Annotated in this window: 22 protein-coding genes and 3 pseudogenes; 19 read left to right on the top strand and 6 right to left on the bottom strand. The window is 53.7% G+C overall.

Annotated elements, in window-relative coordinates; genetic code table 11:
• The 5 genes from MDG893_RS04040 to MDG893_RS21380 all read left to right on the top strand — a co-directional run.
• A partial coding sequence (locus tag MDG893_RS04040) for a branched-chain amino acid ABC transporter permease (RefSeq protein WP_007152451.1) occupies positions 1–645 on the top strand: 645 nt, incomplete at its 5' end.
• A 2-nt stretch (positions 646–647) separates the two neighbouring features.
• Positions 648–1,424 carry an ABC transporter ATP-binding protein gene (locus MDG893_RS04035; protein WP_007152450.1) on the top strand — a complete coding sequence of 259 codons (777 nt, stop codon included), beginning with the start codon at positions 648–650 and terminating at the stop codon, positions 1,422–1,424.
• Positions 1,421–2,134 (top strand): ABC transporter ATP-binding protein, encoded by a 714-nt coding sequence (locus MDG893_RS04030; protein ID WP_007152449.1) that lies wholly within the window; start codon positions 1,421–1,423, stop codon positions 2,132–2,134. The genes MDG893_RS04035 and MDG893_RS04030 overlap by 4 nt, the downstream gene beginning before the upstream one ends.
• A gap of 96 nt (positions 2,135–2,230) precedes the next feature.
• On the top strand, positions 2,231–3,232 hold the full coding sequence (locus MDG893_RS04025) for a hypothetical protein (protein ID WP_007152448.1): 1,002 nt from the start codon (positions 2,231–2,233) through the stop codon (positions 3,230–3,232).
• 613 nt (positions 3,233–3,845) lie between these two features.
• Positions 3,846–4,478 carry a Tn7-like element transposition protein TnsE gene (locus MDG893_RS21380; protein ID WP_040474242.1) on the top strand — a complete coding sequence of 211 codons (633 nt, stop codon included), beginning with the start codon at positions 3,846–3,848 and terminating at the stop codon, positions 4,476–4,478.
• A gap of 340 nt (positions 4,479–4,818) precedes the next feature.
• On the opposite strand, the gene MDG893_RS20880 is transcribed toward MDG893_RS21380, so the two are convergent.
• Positions 4,819–4,974 carry a hypothetical protein gene (locus tag MDG893_RS20880; protein WP_157132743.1) on the bottom strand — a complete coding sequence of 52 codons (156 nt, stop codon included), beginning with the start codon at positions 4,972–4,974 and terminating at the stop codon, positions 4,819–4,821.
• Between the two features lie 149 nt (positions 4,975–5,123).
• Here MDG893_RS20880 and MDG893_RS04015 point away from each other — a divergent pair, with 149 nt between their 5' ends.
• From MDG893_RS04015 to MDG893_RS03990, 5 genes and pseudogenes are all read left to right on the top strand, one after another.
• On the top strand, positions 5,124–5,567 hold the full coding sequence (locus tag MDG893_RS04015; RefSeq protein ID WP_007152446.1) for a MarR family winged helix-turn-helix transcriptional regulator: 444 nt from the start codon (positions 5,124–5,126) through the stop codon (positions 5,565–5,567).
• Between the two features lie 313 nt (positions 5,568–5,880).
• A complete protein-coding gene (locus MDG893_RS04010; RefSeq protein ID WP_244264383.1) occupies positions 5,881–6,813 on the top strand; it encodes a lipid A deacylase LpxR family protein in 933 nt (310 codons plus the stop codon).
• Between the two features lie 187 nt (positions 6,814–7,000).
• A pseudogene (locus MDG893_RS04005) lies at positions 7,001–7,462 on the top strand (TolC family protein); the annotation flags it as partial.
• Between the two features lie 241 nt (positions 7,463–7,703).
• Positions 7,704–8,018, top strand: coding sequence for a hypothetical protein (locus tag MDG893_RS21375; protein WP_040474240.1), 315 nt, complete (start codon positions 7,704–7,706; stop codon positions 8,016–8,018).
• Between the two features lie 274 nt (positions 8,019–8,292).
• Positions 8,293–8,760 (top strand): GbsR/MarR family transcriptional regulator, encoded by a 468-nt coding sequence (locus MDG893_RS03990; RefSeq protein WP_007152442.1) that lies wholly within the window; start codon positions 8,293–8,295, stop codon positions 8,758–8,760.
• Positions 8,761–9,194: 434 nt separating this feature from the next.
• On the opposite strand, the gene MDG893_RS03985 is transcribed toward MDG893_RS03990, so the two are convergent.
• Both MDG893_RS03985 and MDG893_RS03980 read right to left on the bottom strand, forming a co-directional pair.
• On the bottom strand, positions 9,195–9,509 hold the full coding sequence (locus MDG893_RS03985) for a hypothetical protein (RefSeq protein WP_151981989.1): 315 nt from the start codon (positions 9,507–9,509) through the stop codon (positions 9,195–9,197).
• Between the two features lie 74 nt (positions 9,510–9,583).
• Positions 9,584–9,820, bottom strand: a complete 237-nt coding sequence (locus MDG893_RS03980; RefSeq protein ID WP_007152440.1) for a hypothetical protein — start codon at positions 9,818–9,820, stop codon at positions 9,584–9,586.
• A gap of 382 nt (positions 9,821–10,202) precedes the next feature.
• Between MDG893_RS03980 and MDG893_RS03975 the strand changes: the two genes are divergently transcribed.
• On the top strand, positions 10,203–10,709 hold the full coding sequence (locus MDG893_RS03975) for a helix-turn-helix domain-containing protein (RefSeq protein WP_007152439.1): 507 nt from the start codon (positions 10,203–10,205) through the stop codon (positions 10,707–10,709).
• Between the two features lie 41 nt (positions 10,710–10,750).
• On the opposite strand, the gene MDG893_RS03970 is transcribed toward MDG893_RS03975, so the two are convergent.
• The gene (locus MDG893_RS03970; RefSeq protein WP_007152438.1) at positions 10,751–11,365 is read right to left on the bottom strand and encodes a TetR/AcrR family transcriptional regulator; all 615 of its coding nucleotides are present in this window, start codon (positions 11,363–11,365) and stop codon (positions 10,751–10,753) included.
• Positions 11,366–11,624: 259 nt separating this feature from the next.
• On the opposite strand from MDG893_RS03970, the gene MDG893_RS03965 reads away from it, so the two are divergent.
• The 5 genes and pseudogenes from MDG893_RS03965 to MDG893_RS03945 all read left to right on the top strand — a co-directional run bounded on the left by MDG893_RS03965 (position 11,625) and on the right by MDG893_RS03945 (position 17,614).
• Positions 11,625–12,110 carry a PaaI family thioesterase gene (locus MDG893_RS03965; protein WP_007152437.1) on the top strand — a complete coding sequence of 162 codons (486 nt, stop codon included), beginning with the start codon at positions 11,625–11,627 and terminating at the stop codon, positions 12,108–12,110.
• Complete coding sequence (locus MDG893_RS03960; protein WP_007152436.1) at positions 12,107–12,598, top strand: PaaI family thioesterase; 492 nt, start codon at positions 12,107–12,109, stop codon at positions 12,596–12,598. The genes MDG893_RS03965 and MDG893_RS03960 overlap by 4 nt, the downstream gene beginning before the upstream one ends.
• On the top strand, positions 12,588–13,490 hold the full coding sequence (locus MDG893_RS03955; protein ID WP_007152435.1) for an alpha/beta fold hydrolase: 903 nt from the start codon (positions 12,588–12,590) through the stop codon (positions 13,488–13,490). The genes MDG893_RS03960 and MDG893_RS03955 overlap by 11 nt, the downstream gene beginning before the upstream one ends.
• A 37-nt stretch (positions 13,491–13,527) precedes the next feature.
• Positions 13,528–14,580, top strand: coding sequence for an efflux RND transporter periplasmic adaptor subunit (locus MDG893_RS03950; RefSeq protein WP_007152434.1), 1,053 nt, complete (start codon positions 13,528–13,530; stop codon positions 14,578–14,580).
• Positions 14,577–17,614, top strand: a pseudogene (locus MDG893_RS03945) (efflux RND transporter permease subunit). The gene MDG893_RS03950 and the pseudogene MDG893_RS03945 overlap by 4 nt, the downstream one beginning before the upstream one ends.
• 314 nt (positions 17,615–17,928) lie before the next feature.
• Here the strand turns inward: MDG893_RS03945 and MDG893_RS03940 are convergent.
• Together MDG893_RS03940 and MDG893_RS20610 are read right to left on the bottom strand one after the other, a co-directional pair.
• The gene (locus MDG893_RS03940; RefSeq protein WP_482805259.1) at positions 17,929–18,198 is read right to left on the bottom strand and encodes a transposase; all 270 of its coding nucleotides are present in this window, start codon (positions 18,196–18,198) and stop codon (positions 17,929–17,931) included.
• A gap of 397 nt (positions 18,199–18,595) precedes the next feature.
• A pseudogene (locus MDG893_RS20610) lies at positions 18,596–19,538 on the bottom strand (transposase family protein); the annotation flags it as partial.
• 178 nt (positions 19,539–19,716) lie between these two features.
• Here MDG893_RS20610 and MDG893_RS03930 point away from each other — a divergent pair.
• The 3 genes from MDG893_RS03930 to benC all read left to right on the top strand — a co-directional run bounded on the left by MDG893_RS03930 (position 19,717) and on the right by benC (position 22,677).
• On the top strand, positions 19,717–21,072 hold the full coding sequence (locus tag MDG893_RS03930) for an SRPBCC family protein (protein WP_007152427.1): 1,356 nt from the start codon (positions 19,717–19,719) through the stop codon (positions 21,070–21,072).
• 19 nt (positions 21,073–21,091) lie between these two features.
• A complete protein-coding gene (locus MDG893_RS03925) occupies positions 21,092–21,586 on the top strand; it encodes an aromatic-ring-hydroxylating dioxygenase subunit beta (RefSeq protein ID WP_007152426.1) in 495 nt (164 codons plus the stop codon).
• A 77-nt stretch (positions 21,587–21,663) separates the two neighbouring features.
• Complete coding sequence (gene benC, locus MDG893_RS03920; protein ID WP_007152425.1) at positions 21,664–22,677, top strand: benzoate 1,2-dioxygenase electron transfer component BenC; 1,014 nt, start codon at positions 21,664–21,666, stop codon at positions 22,675–22,677.
• Positions 22,678–22,680 lie beyond the last annotated feature (3 nt).

Raw genomic sequence — 22,680 nt, 5'->3', positions numbered from 1 at the left:
GGCGCCGTGGTGCTCCGGACCACGGGTATTTACTTCATTATGATCACCCTGGCGATCTCCCAGATGATGTTCTATTACTTCTTCGACTCGCTGGACTTCGGCGGTGACGACGGTGTGTTCATCTTCATGAAGCCCGAGACCAGCATCTTTGGCCTCAGTTTCCTGAACCTGGATGACCCGCAGCACTTCTACTACTTGGCGCTGTTCTCCCTCTTCAACACCCTGGTGTTCTTCAAGGTGCTGCTGCGTTCGCGCTTCGGCCGAATCGTCGAGGCCACCAAGCAGAATCCGGACCGCACCGAAGCCCTGGGCTACAACATCTTCGCTTTCCGGATCACGTGCTATGTGATTGGCAGCACCCTGGGCGCTTACGCCGGCTTCCTGTTCGCCTTGCAGTATGGCTTCGTGAATCCGTCCTTCCTGGCCTGGGAGATGTCGGGCACGGCGCTGGTCATGTCCATCTTGGGCGGTCTGGGCACCATCTACGGCGCCATCCTCGGCACCTTCGCCTATGAGGGCTTGCAGTACTTCTTCGAGCACCTGACCGAGGAATGGCTGTTGTTCATGGGCTCCGCCATCATCCTGATGGTCATGCTGCTGCGCAAAGGCATTGCTGGCTACCTCGAAAAGCTTCTGGAGAAATAACCATGGCTAACGACATCGTTCTGGAAACCGAAGCCCTGAGCAAATACTGGGGCGGCATCAAGGCCCTCAACGACATCAGTTTGCAGTTCCGGGACCAGCAGCTGCACGGCGTGGTCGGCCCCAACGGCGCTGGCAAGAGTACTCTGCTGAACATGCTTTGCGGCACCCTGAAGCCCACCTCCGGCTGTATCTTCCACAAGGGCCAGCGCATCGATACCCTGAAGCCCTGGAAATTCGTCCGGCGTGGTATCGGCCGGAGCTTCCAGAAGACCAACATCTACCCGGAAGTGACCTGCCTGGAGAACTGCGCCATTTCGGCCCAGCGCCGCTTTGGCGGCAACTTCAACCTGTTTGTCTCCCGTCACGGCAACGAGCTAGTGCGCAAGGCAGCCGAGCAGGCCCTGGCGCAGGTGGGCCTCGAGGACCGGACCCACACTATTGCCGCCGAGACCTCATATGGCGAGCAGCGCCAGCTGGAAATCGCCATGGTGCTGGCGACCGAACCCTGCATCCTGTTGCTGGACGAACCCATGGCCGGAATGGGTCACGAGGAGTCCCAGCGCATCATCGAGTTGCTCAAGAAGCTCAAAAAAACCTACTGCATCGTACTGGTGGAGCACGACATGGATGCCATTTTCGAGCTCTCAGACCAACTCACAGTACTGGATAACGGCTGTCACCTGATAACCGGCACGGTAGATGAGGTAAGGGCCGACCCGCAAGTGAAAGAAGCGTATCTGGGAGCGGAAGAGGACGATGCAAAGGAGCGGGTAGCATGAGTACGGCACTGCTGGAAATCAAGAACATCAATACCCTGTATGGGCGCAGCCACATCCTGCACGACCTCTCGTTTCGGCTCGACAAGGGCCACTCATTGAGCCTGATGGGCCGCAACGGCATGGGCAAGACCACCACCCTTAAGTCCATTCTTGGCATCGTGCCGCCCCGTAGTGGCCACGTGTATTTCGATGGCGAAGACATCGGCAGGCTGCCTACCTGGAAACGCATGCGCCGGGACATCGCCTACGTGCCTGAGGGGCGGGGCATTTTCCACAACCTGACGGTGAAGGAACATCTGCAGATGGCGGCCCGTCCCGGCAGTAATGGCCAAGCCAGCTGGGACTACGATAGGGTGATGGAAACCTTTCCGCGCTTGCAGGAACGGTTGTCCAACCTGGGCACCGAACTGTCCGGGGGCGAACAGCAGATGCTGGCCATCGGCCGAGCCTTGGTCACCAACCCGCGCCTGATGATCTTGGACGAGGCCACTGAAGGTCTGGCACCACTTATTCGCCAGGATATCTGGAACGTCATTGCCACTATTCGGGAGTCCGATATCTCCACTCTGGTGGTGGACAAGAACATCACGGCGCTCAAAAAATTGTGTGACCGTCACGTGGTCCTGGTCAAGGGAAGAGTGCACTTCGACGGCAGCTCGGCAGAACTTGACCGGAACCTAGAAAAGGTTGAAAGGGCATTGAGTTTATAGATTTACAAGAAACGGATAAGAATAGTCATCTATCGGATAGTTAACATTGCTCAAATTGGCGATTCTTGGTTTTCAATAAAATGGAGAAATAAAACCATGAACTATCGAAATTCTTCGCTGACATTTATGATCGCGTCCAGCCTCGGAGCCGTACCTGCAACCTACGCGGTTGATCTCGGTACCTACAACGACACCTCCTTCAGCGTCGCGGGATTCCTCAAGGCGGAGGGCATCTTCGAGGATCCCGAAAATGGTGATAGCCGCATTTTTGGTCGCGCCAACCAAAGCCGATTCAACTTGAAAACCGTAACCCAAAAGCAGGGACACACCGTGATAGGCTTCATAGAGGGAGACTTCTATGGGGGCGTCTATCCGGGCGAGAACAGCGACTGGCGTTTGCGCCACGCTTTTATCAAGATTGATAACACCACTGTTGGTCAGACTTGGACCGGCCAGTTCTGGGCTGTGGCCTTCACCGACTACCTCGACTTCTTGGGTGGCCCACGTGGCACCCTGGCCGGTTTGAACTTTCGTACTACTCTAGCCAGTTACGAGTTCCAGGGCCTGCGAGTAACTGCTCAGGATCCGGTATACGCTGATGCTGATATTCCTGATCTCGCCATCAATTACAACCTCAATCTGGAGGGTGGTCACAGGATTATCCTGACCGCCAGTGGCCGGGAAGTAGACAACGGGGATTTCGTCGCCGGCGCTGCCGTCGGCACCAAAGTCATGCTGGGTCGCCATAGTCTGAACCTCAATGCCCACTATGGTGAAGGTCTGGGCGCCTTTACAGGCGTAGGCGTGAACGGTTCCCTGTCCGACGACGTCGAAAATGGAGATGCTGTGAGCCAAGCCGGCCTGAATGCTGGTTTTCGCTATGTCTTCAACGATCAGTGGCGCGCCAATGTGGCTTACACCAAAGTCGAGGTGGACGACCAGGCAGAGACCGATTACGAGGGCCAACGCGTGAACTTGATTCATAACATCATTCCAGAGTTGGAAGTCGGGGTTGAATGGCGGAAGTATAATCTGGCTTTTGGCCCGCTGGCTCCGGAAGGGCAGCAGGTCGAAGTCATGGCCAAGTACGCGTTCTGAATTGATCGTTCAGAATTAGCGTTTTTGCTGTATCGAACTGCATCGAGCAGGGAGCGGGGCGCCCCCTGTTCCTCTCGACTTGGCCGGGTTTATTTCTTCAGCTCATCCAGAGATGATCGCTGCTCAGTAATCAAAAATAGATTTCGGTGCTGTCAAATTAACTAACGTCGAACCAAGTTGTGACCTTCCCGCCTTTGTCATGCCGCAGCCACTTTCCAATCCGAGAACGCACCTACAGTGAGTTTCCAGTAGTGCCCTGCACCGATCAAGTGACGGTCGAGACTAAACAACGTGTAATATGCAGCCCTGCTCCTGTTGGGGCGATTTGAATCAACGCATCGGCCTCTCCCGCACACCGGGGGTGGCTGATGCGATAGCTCCGTTTTGTTACTAGCATACTGGGCGCTGTTATGAATGACCTCCGGCACCATATCTCGGTGTGCGACTCCATAGATCCTCGATTTATCGGACAGAAAGAAGGTAACGGTGGGAGCCTTCAAGGGGCATCAACTCCCATTGACCAGCCACTGACTAATGATGAGGAATCTCCGTCATTGGAGGCCGGAGCCACATCCTTGATGTCCCACCGGTCAAACTTCCGTTTTCCCGTCTAATGATGACGGTCCGTAAAGTCTATAATGGCCGTCGCAGTCCTGGAGCAAGAGGTTCGGAAACCGCTAGTGAGCCAGGTGAGGGCCAACCGGAAATCATAACCGACGAGCCGACTATTCAGGGTGACTTGCCGGCGGGCAGATTTGATGCCGTTGACGATCAAAGTAATGATTCGCATCTTTATACTCGTAACTTTGACGCGTTTCCCGCAATGATTGAGTTGCTCGAAAATAGAGGATGCCGATTGCTGTTTGGGGGTATCAGGAAGCTGCCGGTGTTGAAAGACTACTCAAAACGCCTGCTGGCGGTCGGAAACCCCCGGTGCTTGTCGTATCGAGTATTGAACTACGCAAGCCGAAATTACGCACTCTTGGAAGTGGATAAACCGGATATTAACAAAGGACTATCAATCCTCCTCTTAGAGCAGCCGAGGCCAGACTTTACCTGGCATGCAACTGTCGCGGAGTTGGAACAACGGCTCATCAAGAAGTCGTTGCGCTGGCCAACAACCTATCTGGACGAGACGTTTTCTGGTGCTCACAGGCGAATATCGCACCATGGAGTGCGAGCAAGAGAAACAATGGTTAGCAAAGTAGCGTATCAGGATGTAAAGGCCATTTGTTACTGGTCCTAGAAAATCTTAGCAGAGTTATTGTGAACTGACTGTCAGGCTACTTCGGGAACGTAATCGACCCTTCGGTCCGGTCATTATATGAGCGGTCCGAAAATAGAGTTACGGAGACTCTGAAAAAGTTGCGTTCAGCAACCTGATGATTGGATAAAAATAGATGCTGGTGCAAGGCCGTTCAGATTCTCGCCTAGCACTTAGCGGGCAACCGCTGGGCTGGTTGGGGAGAAAGCTCAATCTGTATCAAAACACGCAAGGCAAGCGTCTCATCATTTGTGGTCGACCGAAAAAATCGGTGTTGTAGACAGTAAGTCAGCATCCGGGAGCAAGTTCGTTGGCGTGCGCTTCAATCCAGCTTTGGCATAGAGCCCTTCGGTGAAATCGCGATCTCGATGTTGTAGACGGCGTGATCAGAATTGGCGCTCAGGTCTGCTACTGGGTCCCCTTGTGTCATCAGTGTCCGCTGAAGGCCTGCTGTCTCCGGAGGAGCGAGAAGTTCCATGTCTCACCGGAAGCTTATGAGCTGGCCCGGGAATCCGCGTGATGTTGCATATTGATCTGGCGGAAATCTGGTTAATGTGTAACTTACGTTTGCCCTAATGATTAGCTTACGATTTACTGTTACTGAATCATCGATAGCAGGGCAGTGACATGGATCAGAAAACCCCTCGAGATCAGTTTCTTTTCGCTAATGCCCGGGTAGCGAGGCGCTGGCGCAAGTTGTTGGATGAACGCCTGAATGACCTGGGGGTTACGCAGGCGCGCTGGTCCACCATGGTCTGCCTTCAGCGTAGTGGTGGATTGACCCAGCGGGAGTTAACCCACCTGATGGCCGTCGAGAATCCGACATTGGTCCGCCTGCTTGACAGCCTCGAGGAGCAGGGTCTCATTGAACGCCGGCCCAACATGCGTGATCGGCGGACCAAGCTGCTTTATCTCACCAATGCCGGCGAGCGTTTTATGAGCACATTAAATGAGCGGGCGAGTGTGTTGCGGCACGAGATGCTGAAAGACATTGAAAACACAGACCTGGAAGTTGCCCTGCGTGTTCTTGAACGGGTTATGGAGAATTCTGCCAACCTCAAAAATATTTGAGTCCGAGGCATTTTTCAGGTTCGAGCGAAAAAATTAGAGCCGGGGCGTTCCTCAAATTACAACGGTGCAGGACAATTCCACCACGGCTAGCTGTCAATAATTATCCGTGTTAGTTTTAGTTTGCACTGAACAATTTGAACGAGCAGCCGTCTCATCATTTTTGGCCGATCACCGAAAAGGTCAGTCAGCACCCGGGAGCAAGTTCTTTTGCAGCCGGTTTAACCCGACTTTGGCAGAGGGAACTTCCTTGAAATCTCGATGTTGCAGAAAATGTTATCGGAATTGGTGCTCAGGTCTGTTGCTGGGGTTCTTTGTGACATCAGCTTCCGCTGGAGGCCTGCTGTCCCTGAAAGTGGAAAACGATGCGTTTTCCGCCGGCGGCGATGGTCAATATACCAACGGCGCAGAGGTAATCTGGGCCTTCGAGCCGGCTGATCAACATTGGACCCGCCGTCTTGCGGATTTTATTCCGGGCTGGTCTGCCAGTGGTCTTGCCGGTGTAACTTACCGGTTTGGCCAACAGATCTATACGCCGGAAGACATAGAGGTGGAAGCGCTTATTGAAGATGACCGTCCCTATGCCGGCCTTTTGTTTGGCGGGATTTCGCTACTGAACGAAAGAAAGCTCGGCGGCTTGCGTTTGGCAGAAAGTTTGTATATCGACGTGGGCATGGTAGGACCGGCTTCTGGTGCCGAAATGGTCCAACGAAATACCCATGAACTTATTGCGTCAGCCAAGCCGAGGGGGTGGGACAACCAGGTTGATAACGAGCCAGTCATCAATTTCGGTTACGAACGTGCCTGGTTTGTTCAGCAGGATTTCGCTGAGCTGACCGTTGAATACGGACCGTCTGCCGGGTTTGCGCTCGGCAACCTGTATACCTACGCTTCCAGTGGCCTTGGATTTCGTTTGGGGGAGGGTCTTGATCGTAGTTTCGGCATTCCGTCAGTCGCCCCTGCACAAGGCGGACAATCTTCATTTCGGCCTAATCGGGGCTTTAGCTGGTACGTCTTCGCTGCCGTTGAAGGGCGCTATATGGCACACAACCTGTTTTTAGACGGCAACAGTTTCGAGGACAGCCACTCGGTTGATAGCCGCGAATGGGTTGGCGACGCTCAGGTAGGTGCGGCATTGACCTGGGATCGCTGGCAGATCGCCTACACCTACGTGTGGCGCAGCGAAGAATTCGAGGAAAAGGACGGCTTCGATCAGTTTGGATCGATCGTTCTGTCTACCTGGTTGTAAGTAAAGGCATGGATCGAACGGTCTTTGAGTCTTTTGTCCATTCAGAGGTTAGTTATATGCAGGCAGAGAAGAGTTTGATGGCGCGTCTATTTGTTGCAAATGCAATGGAGGTGCTGCTGGGCCGGGATCCGCGTTAGATGATGGAGGATGTCATTACCGCGACCAATAGGGTCAACAAAGTGCCACCGGCGGCGATCTGTTCCAGGGATCCGCATCTACCTGGCAACTGGGGGTGGCGTTGGTCGGGCTATTGCTGGACTTCGGGCGCGCCGAGGCATTAGTCAATCAGGCGGAGGCACGTCAGCGCCAGGCTCTGATTGCCTACCGTCAAGCCATTCAGACGGTATTTCAGGAGGTGCTCGACGCCCTAGTAGGGCTGCGCGGCTCCGACGAGTGCCTGCAAACGCGGGCTCGACAAGTAGCAGCCCTGCGCAACACTACTGAACGTGCCCGGCTGCGTTTTGAAGGCGGTGCTTCCAGCTACCCGGAGGTCCTGGACGCTGAGCGACGCTGGTTCACGACCGAGCTCGACCTTGTAGCAACGAAACGCGACCGTTTGCGTTCGATGGTTAATCTCTATCGTGCCATGGGCGGCGTCTTCGGGGTGCTATTAACCGCGCAAACTGAGGCCAAAGAAACGGTTGATTAAGCGGTCAATACACCAGAACATGGAGAGTTGTGATGAGCGGCAGGAATTGGTGGGGAAAGCACACAATCAAAACTCTCCTGAGGGCTGGGTGGGTGCGTGGCCTGACCGCTTTAGTTGTCGTTGGCTTGGCAGCGTGGGTCAGGTGGTCTAAGCAGCCGAAAGAGTCGAGGCGGTTGAGATTAACATTGCCACCAAAACAGTCGGCCGGGTCAGGGATTTTCTGGCCGGTGAAGGAGAGTTTTTGAGAGCCGGCGATGAACTGGCGAGAATGGTACAACTGTCCTGGAGGCACAGCGTAGCGAGGCTCAAGCGCGTTTGCAGCGTCCGGATGGGCACAGAGCCAGTGGCCCAGAGGGAAGCTGAGAAGCAGGCTGTCGAGGTGCTCATTGCCCAGAGGCGAGAACAGCTCGGCGCAGCGCATCGGCGCCTGGCGAGTAGCGAAGAACTTGCAGCCAAAGATGCCGTCCAGTGCATCATTCTTGCCTCGCCCAACACGCATTTCGTGGTGCTGGCCCAGGCGATCCTCTATCGTGGCGCGGGCTTCACCCCCGTCTGACCACAATTCCTGGCTATCGCCGTTGTCGGGGCCGCCCTTTTCGGATTTGCTCTCGCACGTTTCCGGCGGCCCCTTAACACCATGGCGTGATCAGTGCTTGGAAAAGCGCCAAGACGCGTTCAAGTGTACTGGCCCTTGGCAGGGCACGCCTGGCGAAGACCGTGCTCAATCAAGCCTGAGCTTGTAGGAATGCGACGCGACCGTTTAAAGTACGCGTTTAATCCGTATCGCATTTTGTTGGAGGACTGGCAGGGCCCGCACGGGCCCTCTGACTATGAAAATACTCACTGAATCAGACGCGCGCTTTATTGAACGCATGGGCCAGTTAGCCCAAGCAGAGGGGCTTTCCCGCATAGCAGGACAAATCTGGGCGGTCCTCATCGTGTCTGATGACCCGGTCAGTTCGTCAGAGTTGGTGGGTCTGTTGCGTGTCAGTAAGGCCAGCGTGAGTACAAATACCTGCTTTCTTGAACGGTTGGGCATTGTCGAACGTCGTTCAGCGTTAGGTGAACGGCAATATTTTTTCTCAATCCGTCCCAACCCTTATACTGCTTTCCTAGAAGGTCAGATTAAAAGATATGCGACCGCAAAATCGGTCGTCGCGGAAGCCAAGTCGACGATTACGAATGACCGCACTCGCGCCAAGCTTGCCGATCTGGAAAAGTTCTACGGCATGTATTACCAGAGCTTGAGCGATCTGTTGGAACATTTAAATGTTCAAGCCTCTGAGGATGAAAAATAGGGCATCGGGATGACCCTGTCAGTGCGGCCGCCCTTGACAGAGGCAGACTGCCGTTCTTCCCGTCAACGGCAACGCCGAACATAGGTTCGCGGAGATGGCAGGTACGGTAGTGTGTTCAGTATTGTACGCGGTTCTCCCGGATTTTTTAGGTTTCAAGTTACAATCCGATTATCAGGAAATGGCTGCGAGGCGAGAGAATGAATGGGCCACGTTATTTATCTGTTCAAAAAGTCCAGCCCTGAGGCCGGCCTTATATCGGGTTTAATCAGTTTTGTGTTTAAGGCGACACATACCTGAGGTGAAGTTCATTCGGAGCGATTTCTATTGTCAGTTCCGTGTTTATGTCGATCACTAAGTTTACTACTCCATTAACAACTCCGCCGAATAGGCGGCAAAGAAGTCCGGTTCCGAAACTAAAAATTGCGGACTCTTCTTCAAGCAAACCCACCCACAGTTGCTTCACCCAAGAGGCAGGTCAGAAGCAATATCGGTTCAACGTTTCGTTGGTCGATAACTAGTTGCCCATCATCAAGGAAACTCATCGGGCCGGAAAGCTTCAGTCCATCGATTGGAAAACTGCGGAGGTTGTCCTCAAGGCGGGTATTGGCTAAACCACTCAGTCTGGCATTCTGATACGGTGCATCAAGGTATACATCCGGCTCGGTCTCGAAAGTCAGCTCGCCATCTTTTTGAACAATTACGCCATTAATGAGATCGTCTCGGTTTTCGCCCTGGCAACGCATGCGCAAGACGAGAGGGCCTATGTCAAACTCTTGAGAGGCCTTTAAATCACTGGTTGCAAGTGCTGCCAGCAGTTGATTGCTCAGATCGACCCAGATGTTGCTGGGTGTGGTAAGCAGACCGAAGGACGCAACTTCACGCGTACTCGCATGCTGCCATCTTCGGCAACTGTTGGTTCACCCGCTATCTCAACATTCAGGTTTGCCGTCAGAAAGATAAATTTTTTGAACTCATCGCAAACTGAGGCACCTACTTTACAGCCAATCTGCCCGTTGTCCTCCAGAACCCCGCTACTGATCTCCGTGATGGTAAGCTTCATGGCATTTTCAGGGATTCCGCTAATCGCTTCAGGCTCTGCGGGATCCAGTTTCAGGTTAGTATTTACATCCCTGTCCGGGAGGTTTTTCAGCGGCAGAGGTACGGATGCTCTGGTTATATCTATGGCAATAAATCGGTTTTCAAGCGATTGCCCGTCTGACGAAAGATCCCCAAGGCTCCTTCCCGGGTCGGCATACTGGCTAAGAAGTCTGGTGCACAGGGGGCACCCTGTTGATTGGTAATACCATCGGTCGGCACGTAACGGTAGGTTGTGCCTGGTTCCCAACTTTCAAGCGGTATGGCTCTTAGTTCACGGCCGTGTTGGCCGCCCTTTGCACGAGGCCGAAGTGTGCTTCGCCCAACCGAAGCTCAAGTATCACGCAATGTATTCGGACTTTTTGTCCGGGCAGATTCACTTTGATTGCAACCAGTTCAAATTCAGCTTGCCGATGGAATTATGTCGGGAACCGAACTCCTCCGCCAACCATGAAAATTATCGTCTGGCCATGCGACAGCGTGAAACCATGCTTGCGCAACTTCAGTCCGATAAACTGAGCTACCAGACCCGCCTGACGAAGATGATGTTGTCCCGACCGCCCGGAACGCTCAGTGAAGACGAAGCGGCAGCCTCTTTATTCATGAGCAAACGCACCCTGGCACGCAAACTCAAGCGCGAAGGCCGCAGTTTCCGAAAAATTCGCGACGAGATTCTGTCCCAGCAGGCAGCGACCTACTTGCATGACAGCCAACTGTCAATCGAGGCCATTGCCGCGTTGATGAACTATCACGACAGTGCCAATTTCAGACGCGCCTTCAAGCGCTGGTGTGACCCGTCCCCTGAGCAATTCAGGCAAAATGTCAGATCACAAACAGTGCATCCGTATGATTAGTGATCATAAACAGAGGCTACTTGCGTTTGTGAAGCCAGAACCTATGCCTGAACCCCTTTATTGATCACACCGTCCATAGCGATTTGCCAAATCAAATCACCAATGGCGTCGAGTGAATGAGCCCCGTTCGGGTCGAACCAGGTTGCAACCCAGTTGAGCGCCCCAAGGCCGATCAGGCGGAGCAATCGGCCGTCAACATTCTTCCGGATCACGCCCTGTTCAATCATTGTTTCGAGGATCTCAGCCCACAGGGACTCGTATTGGTCACGCAGTTCGATGATTTCCTCGCGAGCCTCCGGGCCGAGCGCCCGCCATTCAAACAGCAGCACGTAAACCGCGTCCGAATCCACCAACAGGGTGCGCAGATGCGCGTTGATACAAAGACGCAAACGCTCAACCGGGTCGTCCGAGCTTGCGTAAGCCGACTCGACCTCTGCGGTCACCAGGTCCACTCCCCGGCGCATCAGCTCGACAAGGAGCGCTTCCTTGGTACTGTAACGATAATACAGACTTCCGGGTAGCATATTGCAGGCATCGGCAATCTCCTTGAGCGAGGTCCTTTCGAATCCGCTCTCACGAAAAAGCCGGGCTGCGTTAGACAAAATATTGCCCTGATCGCCCAGTTTGCTTGTAGGAGTAATCTTTCTGTCAACCATGGCTTAAACATCTCCTCAGCAAGCCAGTTTTTTATTCATCAGAGCGGCCGCCACCAGACTCGTTTCACTGATGGTACGCCATTACACCGGCGGCGAGCCATTTCCCTCAACAGATTCTTGACTTTTGGTTGGTTAACCAACCAAAATCCAGCAACGAATGTTATTCGGCAGAAAGTGACATGGCAATGACTTATGAAAATCAGCTGTTTCCCATCATTCCCGCCCCTGTGTGGAATGCAAACCGGAGTGCGCAGATCTGATGACGGATTCGAACAGAGTTCAGCATAGTGATGCTGTGTCGACGGCGTGGCAGTTCACCGAACAGGTTCCTCACGGCAGGGATCTGGGTATGCAGGTTGTCTCTGTGAACGGAAACCAGGTATGCATGCGCCTGACCCCTGAGTCTTGGATGTTCGCCGAAGATAGTAGCGAAGAGATCTGCACCAGCGTGCTCTACTCGCTGGCAGACTCGGCCAGTGGACTGGCGGTATTCGCAGAAGCCCGGGAGTTGTCGCCCACTGCCACGCTGGATTTGCGCATGGATTATTTGCGCCCTGCCATTGGCGACCGTGCCCTGTTAGCAGTGGCTATCTGTCGTCAATTAACAGACGAGGTCGCGTTCATCCATTGCGACATCCTCAGCGAGGGTGATAGTGCGCTGTTAGCGACGGCAAACGCCACCTTCATGCGTAACACCCAGGGCCAGCAGTTTCATGCAGGTGGACGAGCAAAGGAGGGTGCATGAAGACTATCGGCGATTCGGCACAACAAAGTTCAAGCCCTACGGAAAAGGAGAAAGAATGTTCCGACTGGGGAGCCCTGCTGGAGCGCATTCCCTACGCACGGCATCTTGAGCTTGAGGTTCAACGCTATGACGCAGGTCTTGTGGTTCATATGCCATGTCGTGAGGCCCTGATTGGCAACTTTATGCTCCCCGCCCTCCATGGCGGAGTTATTGGTGCACTGATCGAACTCATTGCGCGGGTCGCTGCGCAAAGCCAGGATACAGAGACACGTTGCCCACGCATTCTCGACAGCCACATCAATTACCTCCGCTCCGCGCAGGCCCGATCGACTTTCGCCAGCGCCGAGATCGTCCGGCAAGGCAGGCGGACCAGCCTGGTCCGGGTGACCTGCTGGCAGGGCGATAAGAGCAAACTGATCGCCAGCGGTCAGGTTCAGTTGTTGCTCCCGACAATGGCGGCCAAAGAAGCAGATCTTCATGAACAATAAGCACAACAACCCTGAACGCGACCAATTCCAGGCGCCGGATGGCGCGGAGATCGCACTTTGGCGCTGGCCGCAATCCAAAGCGCGCCCCACGGTGCACTGGGCGCATGCAACGGGTTTCCATGGCCGCCTGTACCGCCCCCTCCTTGATGAGCTTGCCACGGACGTCAATGTCCTGGCCTGGGACATGCGGGGGCACGGGGCCAGCGCCGGTGCGGCGAACTTTTCGACATTCCGGGGCTGGGAAACCTACTATCGCGACATGACCGCTCTGCTGGGTAGCCTGGACGAGCCGGTCTGGCTCGCCGGCCATTCCATCGGTGCCACCACCAGCATCATGGCCGCTGCCCGACGGCCAGACAAAGTGCTGGGCCTGATTCTGGCGGAACCGGTGATCATGGATCCGGGGCAGGGCCTGAAGTTGTGGCTGGCCAAGCTGCTACGCCAGTCACATCGGTTGTCACTGGCCGCCGGAGCCGCACGTCGGCGCCAGGTATTCGACTCGCACGCTGCTGCGCTGGACAACTATCGTGGCCGCGGTGGCTTCAAGACCTGGCCCGAAGCATGGCTGGAGGCCTACATCCAACACGCTTTCCTGCCGCAGGACGATCAAGTTCGCCTGGCGTGTGCGCCGGAGTGGGAGAGCACCACCTTTGCCCATACCGAACACAACCCCTGGCCCGGTATTCGTCAGTTGCGGTGCCCGGTTATCGCGCTGGCGGCGGAACGCGGGTCAACCTTCTCGCCGGCGGCGCGAAAACGCCTGCAGACCCTGCTGCCCAGGGCTGACGTCATGGTTCTTGAAGGTACGACCCACTTCCTGCCCATGGAGCAGAACGAAACCGTTCGCGATGCCATCTTGCAACTTGCTTTGTCCGGACACCGCGAGAACTGATACCCACACCTGAATTTTGCCAATCGGGACACCTGCCATGCGCTGTATGCTGACACTGTTTATCTCGCTGCTCCTTCTGTCTGGTTGTCAGCAGTCTTCGGAACCGCCCCCAGAGGCTCTCGCCTCTATCCCCTGGGTAAAAACAGTTGTTCTAAAGGCGGCAGACCCAGCAGCGCAGAGATTTTCAGGAACCCTGCGAGGCCGTCACGAAGTTCCTCAGGCCTTTCAGATCGCCGGCCGGATTCAACAGCGCTTCATCGATCCCGGTCAGCGCGTGGAAAAAGGCCGTTTACTGTTCAAGCTCGATACACGAGACCTTGTGGCAACGGCGGAGGGGGCCGCCGCGGATCTGAGGCGTGCAGAAGCGGCCCTGGCCATTGCCACCGATGAACTCCAGCGCCAGCAGCAACTGGTAGGACGTCAGTTTGTCAGCGAACAAACTCTGCAACGCCTTGAATTGGCAGAGCGTGAGGCGCGCAGCCAGGTGGAAACGGCTTCTGCACGCAATCAGCAGGCTCAGAATGCCTTGGGGTATGCGGAACTAAAAGCCGCTAATGCGGGCGTGGTCACTGAGGTCATCGTTGAACCCGGCCAGGTTGTGGGTGTGGGACAAACCCTTGCCGTTCTGGCTGAAGATCAATCGCTGGAAGTCGAGGTTTTTTTACCAGAGGGCAGTAATCCCCCTGAACGCGGTTATCTTCCTTTACCTAATGGCGAACAGCTTGCTGTGAGTCTGAAAGAGATTGCCGGGGCTGCCGACCCCCGAAGCCGGAGCTGGCGTGCCCGATACAGCCTGGAGGGCCCCTACCCCTCGTCTTTAACCCTGGGTTCGGTGGTGAGTGTGCGGTTATCACAGAAGCAAACCGCGTCCAGCCATCGCGTACCGCTGGGTGCCCTCGATGAGAGAGGGCAAGCGCCGCAGATCTGGTTGATCTCCGACGGCACGGTGAAGCCCCTTGCGGTCGAGGTTATTGATTTGGGCGAGGAGTATGCGCAGATCAAGGCCGATATCAACGTGGGAACGCTTATCGTCGCATTAGGGACACACCTGCTCACGCCTGGCATGGCGGTGCGGGAGCTGACTCAATGAGCTTACCGAATCTTTCCGCGCTGGCAGTGCGCGAGCGTTCGGTCACCCTCTTTTTTCTTTTGCTGTCCGTTGTTACCGGTTTCTACGCGTTCTCGTCCCTTGGCCGGGCGGAAGACCCTGCGTTCACCGTCCGGGCGATGGTGGTTTCTGTCGTCTGGCCAGGAGCAACCCCCGAGGTGCTGCAGAATCAGGTCGTGGATCGTCTGGAAAAGCGAATTCAGGAGGTGGCGTATTCCGATACCATTGAAACAACCATCCGGCCCGGGCAGGCCGCCATGCTTATCCGATTCCAGGATTCTACGCCCAGCAAAAAAGTGCCGGACCTCTTCTATCAAGTCCGCAAACGAATGCTCGATGAGAGGCCCAACCTGCCCCGGGGTGTGATCGGCCCCATCGTCAACGATGATTTCGCGGATGTGTATTTCTCCCTGCTGGCCCTGACGGCACCCGGGATGCCAATGCGTGAACTGACCCGAGAGGCAGAATCGATACGGGATCGCTTGCAACGGCTGCCCGGCTTGCAAAAAGCACAGCTCTTGGCGGAGCGTCCTGAGCGGGTGTATCTCGAATTTGATCAGGACCGGCTCAACAACCTTGGTTTGTCGGCAGAAGAGGTGTTGCAGGCGATAGAGGCCAACAACCGTCTTCAGCCTCTTGGCTTTGTTGATATTGCCGGCCCGCGGGTTTATGTCCGCAGCAACATCGACCTGTCTGACATTGAACGCCTCACCTCAGTACCTCTGCGTATCGGAGACCAGCATATCACCGTGTCTGATCTGGCCGAGGTGCGTTTAGGTTATGAAGATCCTTTGAACTACATCGTCCGCTCCAACGGTGAGGATGCGATCCTCCTGGGTGTGGTCATGCGTGCGGGTGAAAATGGCCTGGAATTTGGCGAGCGGCTGCGCGAGTTTGTCAGAGCTGAACAGGCCAGACTGCCCCTGGGAATGTCAATACAGACCCTGACCGATCAGGCGGAAGCGATTACTCAGGCGGTTGATCTTTTTCAGGTCAAGTTTCTGGTTGCGTTGGTCGTGGTGATGGGGGTCAGCATACTGGCGATCGGTCTGCGCGCGGGTTTGGTGGTGGGCATTGCGATTCCTGTGACCCTTGGCCTGACCTTTTTATTGATGAAAATGGCGGGCATTAACCTGGACCGCATCACCCTGGGTGCCTTGATTATCGCACTGGGCCTGTTAGTGGACGATGCGATCATCGCCATTGAAATGATGATTGTGAAGATGGAGAGCGGCTGGGACCGGGTGCGGGCAGCCAGTCATGCCTGGAGCGTAACAGCCGCGCCCATGCTCTTTGGCACGCTGGTGACGGTGGCCGGATTTGTCCCCATCGGATTTGCCCAGTCCGGGGTGGGAGAATACACCGGCAACATCTTCTGGGTGCTGGCTTTTTCGTTGTTAATTTCCTGGGTGGTGGCGGTAACCTTTACGCCTTATCTGGGCGTCAAACTCTTGCCCGATTACACCGGGCATACGGGCCAGGACCTCTACCAAAGCGCGTTTTATCAGCGGTTGCGCGGGGTGATCACAGCGTGTGTACAGTACCGGAAAACCGTCGTTTTTATCACAGTGGGTTTGCTGGCGATCAGTGCTTTCGGGATGGCAACCCAGGTGCAGAAGCAATTTTTTCCCAGTTCTGATCGCCCCGAAGTTCTGATCAGTGTCTACGCTCCGCAGGGGAGCGCTATCGCCACCACGGATCAGAGTGTCAGACGCCTGGAAGCGATTCTGATGGACATGCCGGAGGTGAAAAGCCTTTCTGCTTACATCGGTGCCGGTGCGCCCCGATTCTTCGTATCGGCCAACCCCGAGCAGCCGGACCCGGCATTTGCCAAGTTGATTGCCATTGGGCAGGACGTTGAAGGGCGCGATCGCATCATCTCGGCACTGGAAGCCAGAGTCGCGGCGGGTGAATTTCCGGAGGCACGAGTGCGTGTAACGCGTTTGCTGTACGGTCCCCCGGTGGTCTGGCCGGTCAGTTTTCGTGTGCTGGGTCCGGAAGCCGATCAGCTCAGAGAGATCGCGCACCAGATCCGGACTCTCATGACCGGGCATCCGAACATCGTCATGCCGCATCTCGAATGGGATGAGCGCGTACCCACGCTCTATCTTGATATGGACCCGGAAAATCTGGGTTGGATGGGCCTGACCCCGGCGGAAGTTGCCCGGCAACTGCAGTTCCAACTTCGCGGAGTGGCCGTCACCGAACTGCGCCAGGGCATAAGGAGCGTTCAACTGGTGGCCCGTAATGCCCGTGGCGAAGTGATCATGCCGGAAGATCTTGAGATCAAAACCCGCGACGGCCGCAAACTTTCCGTACAGCAACTGGGCAAGTGGCAGGTTCGTTACGAGGACCCCGTCATAAAGCGTTACAACCGTGACCCTTCCTGGCCGTTCAGGCCGATGTAGAAGGTGCCCAGCCACCGGATGTCACCAAGGAAATCTGGAGTGCGATGATCGCCCTGCGTGAACAGTTGCCGGAGGGTTACCGTATTGAAATCGGCGGTACGGTGGAACAATCAGCCAAAGCCAATGCGTCCATCCAGACATTACAACCGGTGATGTTGGCGTTGATGCTGATCTTAATCATGCTTCAGATGCGTTCATTTATCGGCACATTGACCGTTCTCGCCACCGCGCCACTGGGTCTGATTGGGGCTGTGCTGGCTTTGCTGCTGTTTAATCAACCCTTTGGCTTTACCGCGTTGCTGGGACTGATTGGCCTGGGCGGCATCCTGATGCGAAATACCATGATTCTGACCCAACAGGTGCAGGACAACTTCAAAGCAGGGCTGGTTGCCCGGGAAGCCGTGGTCGAGGCGGCAGTCCAACGCGCCCGCCCTGTGGTGCTCACTGCCCTGGCGGCCGTTCTGGCGTTTGTACCTCTGACCTTTGACCTGTTCTGGGGGCCGCTGGCTTATGTCCTTATCGGGGGCGTAGCGGTCGGCACTCTGATCACGCTATTGTTTGTGCCGGCGCTTTATGCCCTCTGGTTTCGGTTAAAGAGCGAAAACTGATGAAGGTCGGAATAGCGTCAAGTTTTGTTAGCAAGTACTTTTCAATTAGGTCTGCCAGGGAGGTGTTTGAATTCTGAGATAATCCTCGCATACGATCTGTCGTCACACTCCTTTTCTTAATATCTAGTCGCCCCGCCTGCCCATGTGGGGAGTTATACTGATGCCCAGCCAGCCAGCCAGCCAGCCAGCCAGCCAGCCAAGCGAGTAGGTCGAGGGGGATAATGAATAGACGGCGCTTCCGTAAACGCAGCATGCTCCCATAAAGGAGCATGCTTTGGAAGTTCGCTGCAGGCTTTCATAAAGTTACCAACTCTTTAATGATGCCACGCTGCCGCAAGAATTCGAAGCTCTGACAGAGCGTCTTCCATCGCCGGGTGGCTCAGGTTATAGAACAATTGCATGCAGTGGACTCGCTGCATCGCAGACAACGGATACGGAGGTCGTCCTTTCGGGCCTTTGGGGTAATAACGGGCTACCTTCTTCTCCAGCTGCTTCCAGTAAATCAATTTGCCCATTCGCTCCAGAAAGATTTCGCGGCGGGGTTTCCGCTTCTTGGTCTGGTACTCTGCTTTGGAGAAGGTGATCTGGTCGATGGTGGCAACGAATTCTGTGCAGTTGATGATGTCCGTATTATCGTTGATTTTGGGGACTAGTTCTGAGATTTCTTAACACGCTGATGCTGTTTGTGTTTTTCTGGTGTCAGACAATATCCCGATAACACTATTGGGATGTTAGGATACTTTGTTTGTCATAACTTGAATCAGTTACTCCACCTCCTCAATATACCCGGGCGGGCGCGCCCCAAGCCAATTTGTCCAGGAATATGGCCAAAGTTGAGCTATTGATTCCCCACCTGCCCAGGCAAAGCCGGTCGTTGAGTCGAATTGATCAATTTGTGGTTAGTTCATGAGATTCAGACAATAGACAGTGGTCCCGGTTAGGGCGCCGGGTGAGTTAAAGGTGACGGGATGTTCGAGTGACTTATCCGGAAGAGGCAAGACCTCGATAGAGGTCCCGATAAATGACAAAACCCGGAAAGTGTCGGCCAAATCGCAGCAGCCATTGTCGGCCGCTGTGAATTAGTCGGCGCGCCATGTAAATGAGTTCTTGCATCATCATCTTTAGGCGACGGCGTTCGGCTGGGTGGCGCATTCGGGCCGGTGAGTCTCTGGCCCATCCAGCGCAGCAGGTTGTATACCATTGTGGCGAAAGCTATTGCCAGGTTGTTGGTGTGGAGCTTGCCCGAAGGTAGACACTCCAGGTCCAGGTCGGTCTTGAATTCACTGTAGAACTGTTCACTGATGGCGTGGTAGCTACACAGTGCCATGACTTGCTGCTCGTTGGCGATGTCGGCTGGTAAGGACGCGATCCAGCCTTCGAGGCTAACGTCCGGTTCCAGATACAGCTGTCCACTGGCGTCGCTGATGTGCACGGTCTCCTTGAGGATTCGGCGGAACCCGAGCTCGTCCGAAACTTCTTCTGACAGTACCGCTTCCATCTTGTCGTCACGGTCTAGGTTCCAGGCGCAACAGAATGGGCTTGTCCGTGAGTGCCCGGGCCTGAGGCAGAATTCGCCGGAGCGTGTCTAGGAAACCGTTGTTGGCATGCTGGCTGCCAGGGCGCAGCTCGCAACCCTGGCACCAGCCCCCCGCCCCTGGGAAGCGGCTATCGGGAGATGGCCGTCATACCCCTTGTTGACGCCTTCCTTATGGGACTGCCTGTTGTCCTTGGGAAAGGCATCCACATTCAGCGCGACATGGCCCAGCCTCAAGGGCGATATCGGGGCTTCGACGGACTGAATAAACTCAACGATGGCCTCAACCAATACGGGCGTCAACGCCTGTGCATCCTCATCAAGTCGCTGTGGCAACTGCGGAGATGGTTGTGATTGCAGAAGCCGGACAATGAATGCAGTAATGGGATTTCGATCTCTGACTAATTTAGAGAATATTAACGCGAACCATCGTTGTTTATCTCCATGTTGGGTCTTTGTCCCTTGCCTTGGTGAGGGACCTTTTTAAGCGTCTCGACTCGGTAGTCTTATACGTTGATAACTACAAGTTTGGTTCATTCTCTATTAATTGAGAAGTCGTGAGGTATATATGTCAGACCGCATAAAAGAGAAAATCGAGTCAATGCTTGTCACGGATTCGGAGAAAGGAATTTATAAGCTACGGAGGGATGCCTTCACTGATGAGGAAATTTTTGAGCTAGAAATGAAGTATATTTTTGAAGGTAACTGGGTATATCTTGCCCACGAAAGCCAAATTCCAAAAAATAACGATTTCTTTACGACCTACATTGGTCGACAGCCGGTGATTATAACGCGAGACAAAGCCGGCAATCTTGATGCCTTCCTCAATGTTTGTACTCACAGAGGAGCGATGCTCTGTCGGACGAAGAAAGGTAACAAATCCGTTATGACATGCCCCTTTCATGGCTGGAGTTTTAATAATTCGGGGAAATTGCTCAAAGTGAAGGACGAAAAAGATTCGGGATATCCTGATTCATTCAACTGTGAAGGCGAACTGAACCTCAAAAAGGTTGCGAAGTTCGAGTCTTACCGTGGATTCCTTTTTGGAAGTCTGAATCCTGATGTGCAAGAGTTGAAAGATTATCTGGGTGAATCTACAAAAATAATCGATATGATCATCAACCAATCGGAAGATGGTATTGAAGTTCTACGAGGTGCTTCCACTTATACGTTCGATGGTAACTGGAAGATGCAGGCAGAAAATGGTGCAGATGGATATCATGTTTCGGCTGTCCACTGGAACTACGTTGCTGCAGTTGCAAGAAGAAAACAGGGTCTATCTAAAACTAATGCAAAGACTTTGGATCTTAGTACTTGGAATAAGCAAAAAGGAGGATTTTACGCCTTCGAGAATGGGCACATATTATTATGGATGCAAGTGCCGAATCCAGAAGATAGACCATTGGCTGAAAAAAGACAAGAGCTCTCCAGAAAGTATGGTGAGAATAAGGCGGATTGGATGATTTCCAATATGAGGAACTTAGGAATTTATCCAAATGTTTTCTTAATGGATCAAACGAGTACTCAAATTCGTCACTTTCGCCCAATCTCACCGACTAAAACTGAAGTGACGATATATTGCTTTGCGCCTAAGAACGAAAGTGAAGGTGCGCGTACTCTACGTATTCGGCAATACGAAGATTTCTTTAATGCTACTGGTATGGCAACACCGGATGATCTAGAGCAGTTTCGTTCCTGTCAGAACGGTTTTCAAGCTTCCGAGGTGCCTTGGAATGATCTTAGTCGAGGGGCTAAGCATTGGATTGATGGGCAAGATGAAGCGGCGAAAGATATTGATCTATTTCCGCTGCTAAGTGGTGCTAAAAGCGAGGATGAGGGGCTGTTTGTAGTTCAGCATGAACATTGGGCTAATACGTTAAAAAACATACCTGATGAGGAAGGGCGAATTATTTATAAAAGATGAAATTATCTGGAGAGATGTTATGACTTTTTATTACGAAAAAGTTTGTGGATTTTTATATTCCGAAGCCCGCTGTTTGGATGATAAAGATTTTGAATTCTGGATTCGGCATTATGATAAGAGTGTCGAGTTTTGGATGCCCTCTTGGGATGATGATGGTAATCTTACAAGTAACCCAAGAACCGAAATTTCACTGATGTACTATGATAGCCGTGACGGCCTCGAGGATCGAGTATTTCGTATCCAGACCGATCGGTCGGGAGCAAGCAGTGAGCCCGATCCCAGGACGCTTCATTCGATAAGCAATATAGAGATAACTGATGCTAGTAAAGAATCATGTAGTGTTCGGTATAACTGGGTTACAAAAAGTTTTAGATATAATAAAGTAGATACATATTTCGGTGTCACGTTCGTTGAGTTGATTGTTAATAGTGACGAGAATTATGCAATCTCAAGAAAGAAAGTAATATTGAAAAATGACTATATAGATCATGTGCTGGACATCTACCATGTGTGAGTTGTCTACAAATTTATGGTCTGAACTTCTCACGGTCGTCCTTCCTGGTTAACCGTTTGATGAAAAGGTAGTAAAGAATGTATAAGGTAGCGCTCAATTTTGAGGACGGCTTCACTCGATTTATTACAACCTTACCAATGGAAGCAGTGGCGGACGCGGCGTACCGATCCGGAATCAATATTCCGCTCGATTGCCGTGACGGGGCATGTGGCACCTGTAAATGCCACTGTGAGTCCGGCAGCTACGAGATGGGTGGGTATATCGAGGATGCGCTCTCTGATCAGGAGGCTAGGCGCGGATATGTTTTGACCTGCCAGATGATTCCGGAGTCGGATTGCGTCGTCACAGTACCGGCTTCCTCTGAGGTTTGTATAAGGAGTCAGCAGGCCGATTTACGCGCCAAGCTTTTTGACATCAATCGCTTGTCAGAATCAACTTTGTCATTCACCGTTGCCAGTGATGAGCTGCGTGCCATGCACTTTTTGCCGGGACAGTATGTCAAAGTGCTGGTGCCGGGAACTGATCAGTGGCGTGCCTACTCCTTCAGTTCCTTAATCAACCAAGCTGATGGGTCGGTGTCCTTTCTCATCCGTGTAGTACCCGAAGGTCTGATGAGTACCTATATGACAGAAAAGGCCAGGGTAGGTGACAACATCACGCTGTGCGGTCCGTTCGGCAGCTTCTACCTGCGTGACATCCAGCGCACCGTACTGATGCTGGCTGGTGGCACCGGCCTCGCACCCTTCCTGGCGATGCTGGAAAAGATCCAGCGGGATGGCTGTGCACACCCGATCCATCTGATTTACGGCGTCACTCACGATGCTGACTTGGTTGACATGGATAAGCTGGAATCCTTCGCAAACGCCATCGATAACTTCACATTCAGTTCCTGCGTTGCCTCTAAAAATAGCAGCTGGCCACAGAAGGGCTATGTCACCGACTATATAGAACCCGGACACCTGCATGATGGCGATGTGGACATCTACCTCTGTGGCCCGCCGCCGATGGTAGAAGCGGTGGACTGCTATATGCAGGAAAAAGGTATTCAGCCAGCCAGCTTCCACTATGAAAAATTTGCGGCAAGTAAATGAGGA

It is taken from the genome of Marinobacter algicola DG893 (assembly GCF_000170835.1).
GTDB lineage: Bacteria > Pseudomonadota > Gammaproteobacteria > Pseudomonadales > Oleiphilaceae > Marinobacter > Marinobacter algicola.
Note: the sequence above shows the minus strand (reverse complement) of the source record. Positions and strands in the feature narration are given on the sequence as shown.

Bases quoted from the DNA above. Each gene is read 5' to 3' on its own strand.
- MDG893_RS04035 (WP_007152450.1), top strand. From the start codon at position 648: ATGGCTAACGACATCGTTCTGGAAACCGAAGCCCTGAGCAAATACTGG.
- MDG893_RS04030 (WP_007152449.1), top strand. From the start codon at position 1,421: ATGAGTACGGCACTGCTGGAAATCAAGAACATCAATACCCTGTATGGG.
- MDG893_RS04025 (WP_007152448.1), top strand. From the start codon at position 2,231: ATGAACTATCGAAATTCTTCGCTGACATTTATGATCGCGTCCAGCCTC.
- MDG893_RS21380 (WP_040474242.1), top strand. From the start codon at position 3,846: ATGATGACGGTCCGTAAAGTCTATAATGGCCGTCGCAGTCCTGGAGCA.
- MDG893_RS20880 (WP_157132743.1), bottom strand. From the start codon at position 4,974: ATGGAACTTCTCGCTCCTCCGGAGACAGCAGGCCTTCAGCGGACACTG.
- MDG893_RS04015 (WP_007152446.1), top strand. From the start codon at position 5,124: ATGGATCAGAAAACCCCTCGAGATCAGTTTCTTTTCGCTAATGCCCGG.
- MDG893_RS03990 (WP_007152442.1), top strand. From the start codon at position 8,293: ATGAAAATACTCACTGAATCAGACGCGCGCTTTATTGAACGCATGGGC.
- MDG893_RS03980 (WP_007152440.1), bottom strand. From the start codon at position 9,820: ATGAAGCTTACCATCACGGAGATCAGTAGCGGGGTTCTGGAGGACAAC.
- MDG893_RS03975 (WP_007152439.1), top strand. From the start codon at position 10,203: ATGTATTCGGACTTTTTGTCCGGGCAGATTCACTTTGATTGCAACCAG.
- MDG893_RS03970 (WP_007152438.1), bottom strand. From the start codon at position 11,365: ATGGTTGACAGAAAGATTACTCCTACAAGCAAACTGGGCGATCAGGGC.
- MDG893_RS03965 (WP_007152437.1), top strand. From the start codon at position 11,625: ATGACGGATTCGAACAGAGTTCAGCATAGTGATGCTGTGTCGACGGCG.
- MDG893_RS03960 (WP_007152436.1), top strand. From the start codon at position 12,107: ATGAAGACTATCGGCGATTCGGCACAACAAAGTTCAAGCCCTACGGAA.
- MDG893_RS03955 (WP_007152435.1), top strand. From the start codon at position 12,588: ATGAACAATAAGCACAACAACCCTGAACGCGACCAATTCCAGGCGCCG.
- MDG893_RS03950 (WP_007152434.1), top strand. From the start codon at position 13,528: ATGCGCTGTATGCTGACACTGTTTATCTCGCTGCTCCTTCTGTCTGGT.
- MDG893_RS03930 (WP_007152427.1), top strand. From the start codon at position 19,717: ATGTCAGACCGCATAAAAGAGAAAATCGAGTCAATGCTTGTCACGGAT.
- MDG893_RS03925 (WP_007152426.1), top strand. From the start codon at position 21,092: ATGACTTTTTATTACGAAAAAGTTTGTGGATTTTTATATTCCGAAGCC.
- benC (WP_007152425.1), top strand. From the start codon at position 21,664: ATGTATAAGGTAGCGCTCAATTTTGAGGACGGCTTCACTCGATTTATT.